Annotated in this window: 5 protein-coding genes and 2 pseudogenes; 2 read left to right on the forward strand and 5 right to left on the reverse strand. The window is 67.3% G+C overall.

Annotated elements, in window-relative coordinates; genetic code table 11:
* The first annotated feature begins 44 nt into the window (after window positions 1-44).
* The gene (locus V5F77_RS28065; protein WP_429008357.1) at window positions 45-1271 is read left to right on the forward strand and encodes an ABC transporter substrate-binding protein; all 1227 of its coding nucleotides are present in this window, start codon (window positions 45-47) and stop codon (window positions 1269-1271) included.
* A 240-nt stretch (window positions 1272-1511) separates the two neighbouring features.
* On the opposite strand, the pseudogene V5F77_RS28070 reads toward V5F77_RS28065, so the two are convergent.
* Window positions 1512-1745, reverse strand: a pseudogene (locus tag V5F77_RS28070) (hypothetical protein); the annotation flags it as partial.
* A 2-nt stretch (window positions 1746-1747) separates the two neighbouring features.
* On the opposite strand from V5F77_RS28070, the pseudogene V5F77_RS28075 reads away from it, so the two are divergent.
* Window positions 1748-2207: pseudogene (locus tag V5F77_RS28075) on the forward strand (IS630 family transposase); the annotation flags it as partial.
* 285 nt (window positions 2208-2492) lie between these two features.
* Here the strand turns inward: V5F77_RS28075 and V5F77_RS28080 are convergent.
* The 4 genes from V5F77_RS28080 to V5F77_RS28095 all read right to left on the reverse strand — a co-directional run bounded on the left by V5F77_RS28080 (window position 2493) and on the right by V5F77_RS28095 (window position 5571).
* On the reverse strand, window positions 2493-3080 hold the full coding sequence (locus V5F77_RS28080) for an RES family NAD+ phosphorylase (protein ID WP_429008358.1): 588 nt from the start codon (window positions 3078-3080) through the stop codon (window positions 2493-2495).
* The gene (locus V5F77_RS28085; protein ID WP_429008359.1) at window positions 3077-3766 is read right to left on the reverse strand and encodes a hypothetical protein; all 690 of its coding nucleotides are present in this window, start codon (window positions 3764-3766) and stop codon (window positions 3077-3079) included. Before V5F77_RS28085 ends, V5F77_RS28080 begins: the two co-directional genes overlap by 4 nt.
* A 168-nt stretch (window positions 3767-3934) precedes the next feature.
* Window positions 3935-4618 carry an SMC-Scp complex subunit ScpB gene (gene scpB, locus V5F77_RS28090; protein WP_429008360.1) on the reverse strand — a complete coding sequence of 228 codons (684 nt, stop codon included), beginning with the start codon at window positions 4616-4618 and terminating at the stop codon, window positions 3935-3937.
* Window positions 4619-4620: 2 nt separating this feature from the next.
* Window positions 4621-5571: a DUF1403 family protein gene (locus V5F77_RS28095; RefSeq protein WP_429008361.1), complete on the reverse strand. Its 951-nt coding sequence runs from the start codon at window positions 5569-5571 to the stop codon at window positions 4621-4623.
* Window positions 5572-5731: the final 160 nt, after the last annotated feature.

Raw genomic sequence — 5731 nt, forward strand, 5'->3', positions numbered from 1 at the left:
GCAGGTCAATAAGACGTCCTCTAATAGGGGGAGGAATTATGAAGATGAAGCGAATGATCATGGCACTCGCTCTGCTCACGAGCGCGGGAATTGGTCCGGCTGCGGCCGGAAATGGGGCGGTCAAGATCGGGGTCCTGTCCGATATGGCCGGGATCTACTCCGACATATCCGGCGCGGGCGCACTCATCGCCGCCCAGCTCGCGGTGGAGGATTTCGGCGGCAAGGCGCTCGGCAAGCCCATCGAGCTCATCTCCGCCGATCACCAGACCAAGCCCGACGTGGGCCTCGCCATCGCGCGCCGGTGGATCGACAGCGAGGGCGTGGACGCCATCGTCGATGTCCCGGTCTCTTCCATCGGCCTGGCCATCCAGGCGCTCACGCTGGAGAAGGACAGGATATTCCTGAACTCCTCCGGCGCCGCCTCCGACTTCACCGGCAAGGCGTGCTCGCCGGTGGCGTCCCAATGGCCGCACGACACCTATATCATGGGGACGAGCATCGGCCGCGCCGTAGTCCAGTCGGGCGGCAAGAGATGGTTCTTCCTGACAGCGGACTACGTGTTCGGCCACAATTTGGAGCGCGACACCATGGCGGCCGTGCTGAAGGCGGGCGGAACCGTGCTCGGCTCCGCCCGCCATCCCCTCAACACGCAGGACTTCTCATCGTTCCTGCTGCAGGCCCAGTCATCCAAGGCCGATGTCATCGGGCTCGCCAATGCGGCCGGGGACACCACCCAGGCGATCAAGCAGGCGAGCGAGTTCGGCCTGAGCGCCGGCGGTACCCGGCTCGCGGCCACCCTCCTCTTCATCACCGACGTCCATGCCATGGGGCTGAAGATCGCGCAAGGCACGGTTCTGACCGAGCCGTTCTACTGGGATCTCGACGACAGCAGCCGCGCTTGGTCCAAGCGCTTCATGGCGAGGATCGGAGGCAAGGCGCCCGGAACGCTCCAGGCCTCGGTGTACAGCTCCGTCCTGCATTATCTCAAGGCCGTGGAGAAGGTCGGATCCACCGACGCAAGGAAGGTCTCCGCGGCCATGAAGGAGATGCGGATCAGCGACGCCCTCATCAAGGACGGCTACATCCGGGCGGATGGACGGGTGATGCGGGACTACTATCTGTTCCAGATCAAGACACCGGAAGAATCCAAGTATCCGTGGGACTATTACAAGCTGGTCGCTCGAATCCCGCCGGATGAGGTGACCCGCCCATTGTCCGAGGGCGGCTGCCCGTTTGTCGCCGAGGCGACGAGTTCCACCCCGGCCAAATGATGGGCCAAGGGCGGTCGGATGCCGGCCCTTCGTCCCGGGCACACGGCCGGCCACAATGCGGGGTGGGGATCAGCCTGCTCGAATTCCGCGGCGGTGAAAAAGGGCGTGCGGCCGAACTCCGTCATTTTGGCGAGCCCAGAACCGCGAACGAACGCTGCTTTGCTCAGGCCGTGCGCGCCCGCGGAAGCGTGCCTGCGCCGCCCTCGCGGTCGGCGGCCGGCTCCTCTGGTGAGGAGCCGGCTACGATCCTACTGGGCCGCTTCCATGTGCGAAGGGCGGACAGTCGGGGGGGCGGGGCAGGCCCAGATTTTCACGCAGAGTGGCACCTTCGAACTCCGTGCGGAACAGGCCCCGGCGCTGCAACTCGGGCACCACGAGACGCACGAAGTCCTCGTAGGTGCCGGGCACATACGTGGCGGCGACCACGAAGCCGTCGCACGCCCCCTCCACGAACCACTGCTCCATCTGGTCGGCGCCGGACCTGCAAGTCGAAGACCTGCGTGTGGCGCTGGCAGGAGCGCTTCGCTGCGGAAGGCTACGAGGGACTGCTGCGCGACAAGACACGGCCGTCGCGCATTCCGCCGCTCGGCCCCGAGGTCACCGAGCGTGTGGTGGCGCTCACCCTTGCCGATCCGCCGGGCGAGACGACGCACTGGACCGCCGACATGATGGCAAAGGAAGCCGGCATCAGCGCCAGCGCCGTCAGGCGCATCTGGAAGGCGCATGGCCTCGCACCCCCACCGCTGGCGCCAGTTCAAGCTCTCCAACGATCCGAAATTCGTCGACAAGCTGCGCGACGTCGTCGGCCTCTATGTCGATCCACCGGCCCACGCCATCGTGCTGTCGGTCGACGAGAAGAGCCAGATCCAGGCGCTCGACCGGACCCAGCCCGGCCTGCCGATGAAGAAGGGGCGGCTCGGCACGATGACGCACGACTAGCATGAATGATCGGAAGCCCCTCGGCGATGAAGGCCAAGCGATCTTTAACCGGCATCTCACAGATGAGGTTAGCCTGTCCGTGTCCGATCTCGGGCTTCTTCGTCATCGGCTTCATCCTCCTCGTCGGCATGGGTATCAAAGGGCGGGCCCGGTTGATCGGCGCTGCGTAGAATTGTCGAACTAGCATCGAAACTGCGTCAAACCCAATATTCAACGGCGATACGGGGTCGGTTCTTGGTTCTCAGAGTCGATTGACAGCGAAAGGTGATGGATTGACTTGCACTACGGAGCAAGGCCGACCCGATACCGCATGGCGATTTCCCAGAACCAGTCCATGTCGAGATCGATGCGGCGTTCCACTTCGGACAGCGCCGCCCCTGCGCGATCGAAGATCGCGAAGCACAGCTGGGAATCGTCGTGCCGCGCCAGATAGGCGATGCCGTCGGCGTCGATGGGGTGCGCGGCCAAAGCCTTTGACCATGCCTGTGGCGTATCGTAGGGCAGACCGCGATGGGGGACCTCCGCCGTCGCGCCGATGCGCGCAAGGCCGGATCCGGTCAGCTTGACGAGCCGGAGCTCCCGCGTCGTCCTGAGGCGCACGTACCCTTTGCGGCCGAGAAAGTCCGCGTCGATGAGGGTGTTCCTCGGCGTACGCAGGAATGTCTCGGCGAAGGCGCCGGCGACCTCCTGCGCACCATAGAGCACACCGTAGGATGCGTCCGGCGCGTTGAAGCGGCCCAGCTGCGACCGGTCGAAATAGATCGGATCATAGGTCGCCGTGTAAAAGCGATGCAGGTCGGCATCCGCAGGAAGCACCACAAGTTCCGGGTCGCGGGCATGAAGATCCGCCGGCGGGAGCGGTGTGCTCACGCCCCCTGCTCACCATAGCGCTGCGCCGCCTCGACCACGAGCTGCGTGCGGCCTTCCTTCAGGAGGTCGATCGGCCGCCGCCCTCCGAGCCGAGCGTCGGACCGGCTCAGAAAGTTCAGAATCGTCCACGGGCTACGGGTCGGCAGCGCATCCTGGACGTCCTTCAGGCCCGGCACGATCGAGCCGTCGCGATTAAACTGCAGCGTCGGGTAGACCCGCCGGTTGCTCGGTCCCGGCACCGCCAGCAGGCTGCCGTCCTGCACCCGCTTGTCGACCGCCTGCCGCGACACACCGCGCATCAGGGTGCGAACCTGCGCAAGATCATACGCGCCGCCGGCCTCCTTCAGGTCACGCTCGGCGATGCGCAGGCCCTCGACAATGGCCCGGCTGCGTGCGTCCGGCTCGAACGCCGCCTTGTCGATAACGGCAACCGGCCATTCGGTCTCGAGATCGGCGATTGTGATTTCTGCCCCCACCTCGACGCCCTTGCCGACAGCCGCACTCAGCTTCCGCGCGGCTCTGGGACCCGACGATACGATCGCGACTTTGGCACCTGGCGGAAGTCCATATCGCTTCAAGGCCTGGACTGGATCGCCCTTGAGCATGAACATCGTCAACCTACGGCCTGTGCGCTTGCGCAGCGGCTTCACGCCAGTCGGGGTCACAGTCTGCAGCTTGCTTGCCATCGGTCCAACTCCTGGCAGGAAGATAGGAACGAGAGACAACTTCGTCAACTTTGACAACTCGAGCAACCAACCGCGCAGAGCCCTTGGCTTGTCAATCCAGCTCACGCCAATCCACCCGAAACACACCTGCCAACGTCGCCTTCAGAACCTACAGGCGCTGTTGATCGCTCAATCTCCCTCCTCGTCTTCCCCATTCTCGGGTCCGAGATCGTCCTCATCGTCGCCCGGCAGGGGGAACCCGCCCGCGCGCAGTTGCACCGTGTCGAGCAGCCCGGCGTCCTCGAGCGCCTCGATGTCGGGCAGGTCGCGCAGCGTATCGAGACCGAAGTGCGCGAGGAAGGCCCGCGTCGTCACGTAGGTGTAGGGCGCACCCGGCTGCGGGCTCCGCGGCCCGGCAACGATAAAGTCCCGTGCGCGCAGCTCGGCGATGGTGTCACGGCTGACCGCCTTGCCGATCATCTCGCTCAGGGCGCCGCGGGTCACCGGCTGGTGGTAGGCGATTGAGGCCAGCACCAGCATCTCGGTCTCGGACAGCTGAACGGCCGTGGGCTCCGACCCAAAGGCGGCATGGACCGCCTCGGCATGGCGCGGCCGGGTGCGCAGCTGCCAGCCGCCGGCGACCGCCACCAGCTCGTAGGGGCGCTCGCGCAAGGCCTCGCGGATGTCCTCGATGACGAGCTCGATGCTGCAGGTCCGACCGACCACGCGGGCCAGCAGCTCCCGGTCGACGGGCCCGGGCGCGGCGAACAGCACCGCCTCGACCCGGGCCATCCATTCGCGCCAGCGCAGCTCGGTCGGCAACTCGGCGAGTTCGGTGTCGAGGGCCGTGGTGGCGCGGCGTCGGCGACCCATGGTTAGAGCCCGTAGAGCCGGAAGGTGGGCCGGCCGGAAAGCTCGCGCACGGCATCGAGTGCCACCAGCCGCTCAAACAGCCGACGCGATGCCCAGCGCGATAGCGACGGTGTCGTCAGGGACCCCGACACCGCGTCGTCCTCGAGCAGCAGCCGGACCGCCTCCCCCGCCCCCTTGGCGCGCAGCTTCGGCACCACGGCCTCGAGCCGTGCGGCGCGGCGGCCGATCTCGGCGGCAAGGCGGCACGCCTCCGCGGCGCCGGCGGCCGCGGCGAGGCACAGGGCCAGCTCGCCCCCCTCCCCTCCCGGCCGATGCCGGCGACCGCCCGGACCGGACCGCAGCACCGGCGCGTGGACCTGGGTGGCAAGCACCGGCACCGGGATCGGCCAGCGCAGGCGCGCAGCCAAAACGAGGTCCGCGAGCCACCAGGCGAACGCCTCGGCCGCGGGTCCAAGGGCGGGAACCGCGCCGGCGACCGCAGCGGCGGCGAGCGGCGCCGGCCGGCCGGAAGCCGCGGCCGCCGCAATCGCTTCCGGCAGGCGCTCGAACGCCGGCACCCAGGCGAGGCCCAGCAGATTGGCGAGGGAGCGCACGCCGGCGACGTCAATGATCGGGGAGCGGGAGGCCAGGCGCCGCCAGGCGGCCAGCAGGTTGCCGGCGGGGCCCGGATCGGCGCCGGGCGGGCGCAGGTGCCAGGCATCGCGCAGCGCCGCCGCATCCTCGTGGTGGCCGAGCAGGCGGGCGACGCTCGCGGCCGCGCTGAGGGCCACCCGCTGGCGCCAGGCGCCGGCCCAGGGCGGCTTTGCTCGCACCAGATTGTCGAGGGAATTCAAGGCTGCTCCGGCGAGGTAGGCGGCCTCGGCCGGATCAGCGATCGGCGCGCGCGGCACCGCCCAACCCGGGACGACCGGGGTCTGGAAAGCCGGAATAGAGGCGGAGTCTGGTGCGGGCATCGTCGGAAGCATAGCCGCGTTGTGCGCTTTGTGCCACCCTTAATGAACGAAACCGCACCGCCCGTCGCCGAATAAATATGTCCGATAATGTTGCATTATCGGATGTTTTGTACCTTTATATAAGGAATGGCGGTTTTGGGCATGTTGGCGCCCGCCGGCG

The organism is Roseixanthobacter psychrophilus (assembly GCF_043195195.1).
Lineage (GTDB): Bacteria > Pseudomonadota > Alphaproteobacteria > Rhizobiales > Xanthobacteraceae > NCEH01.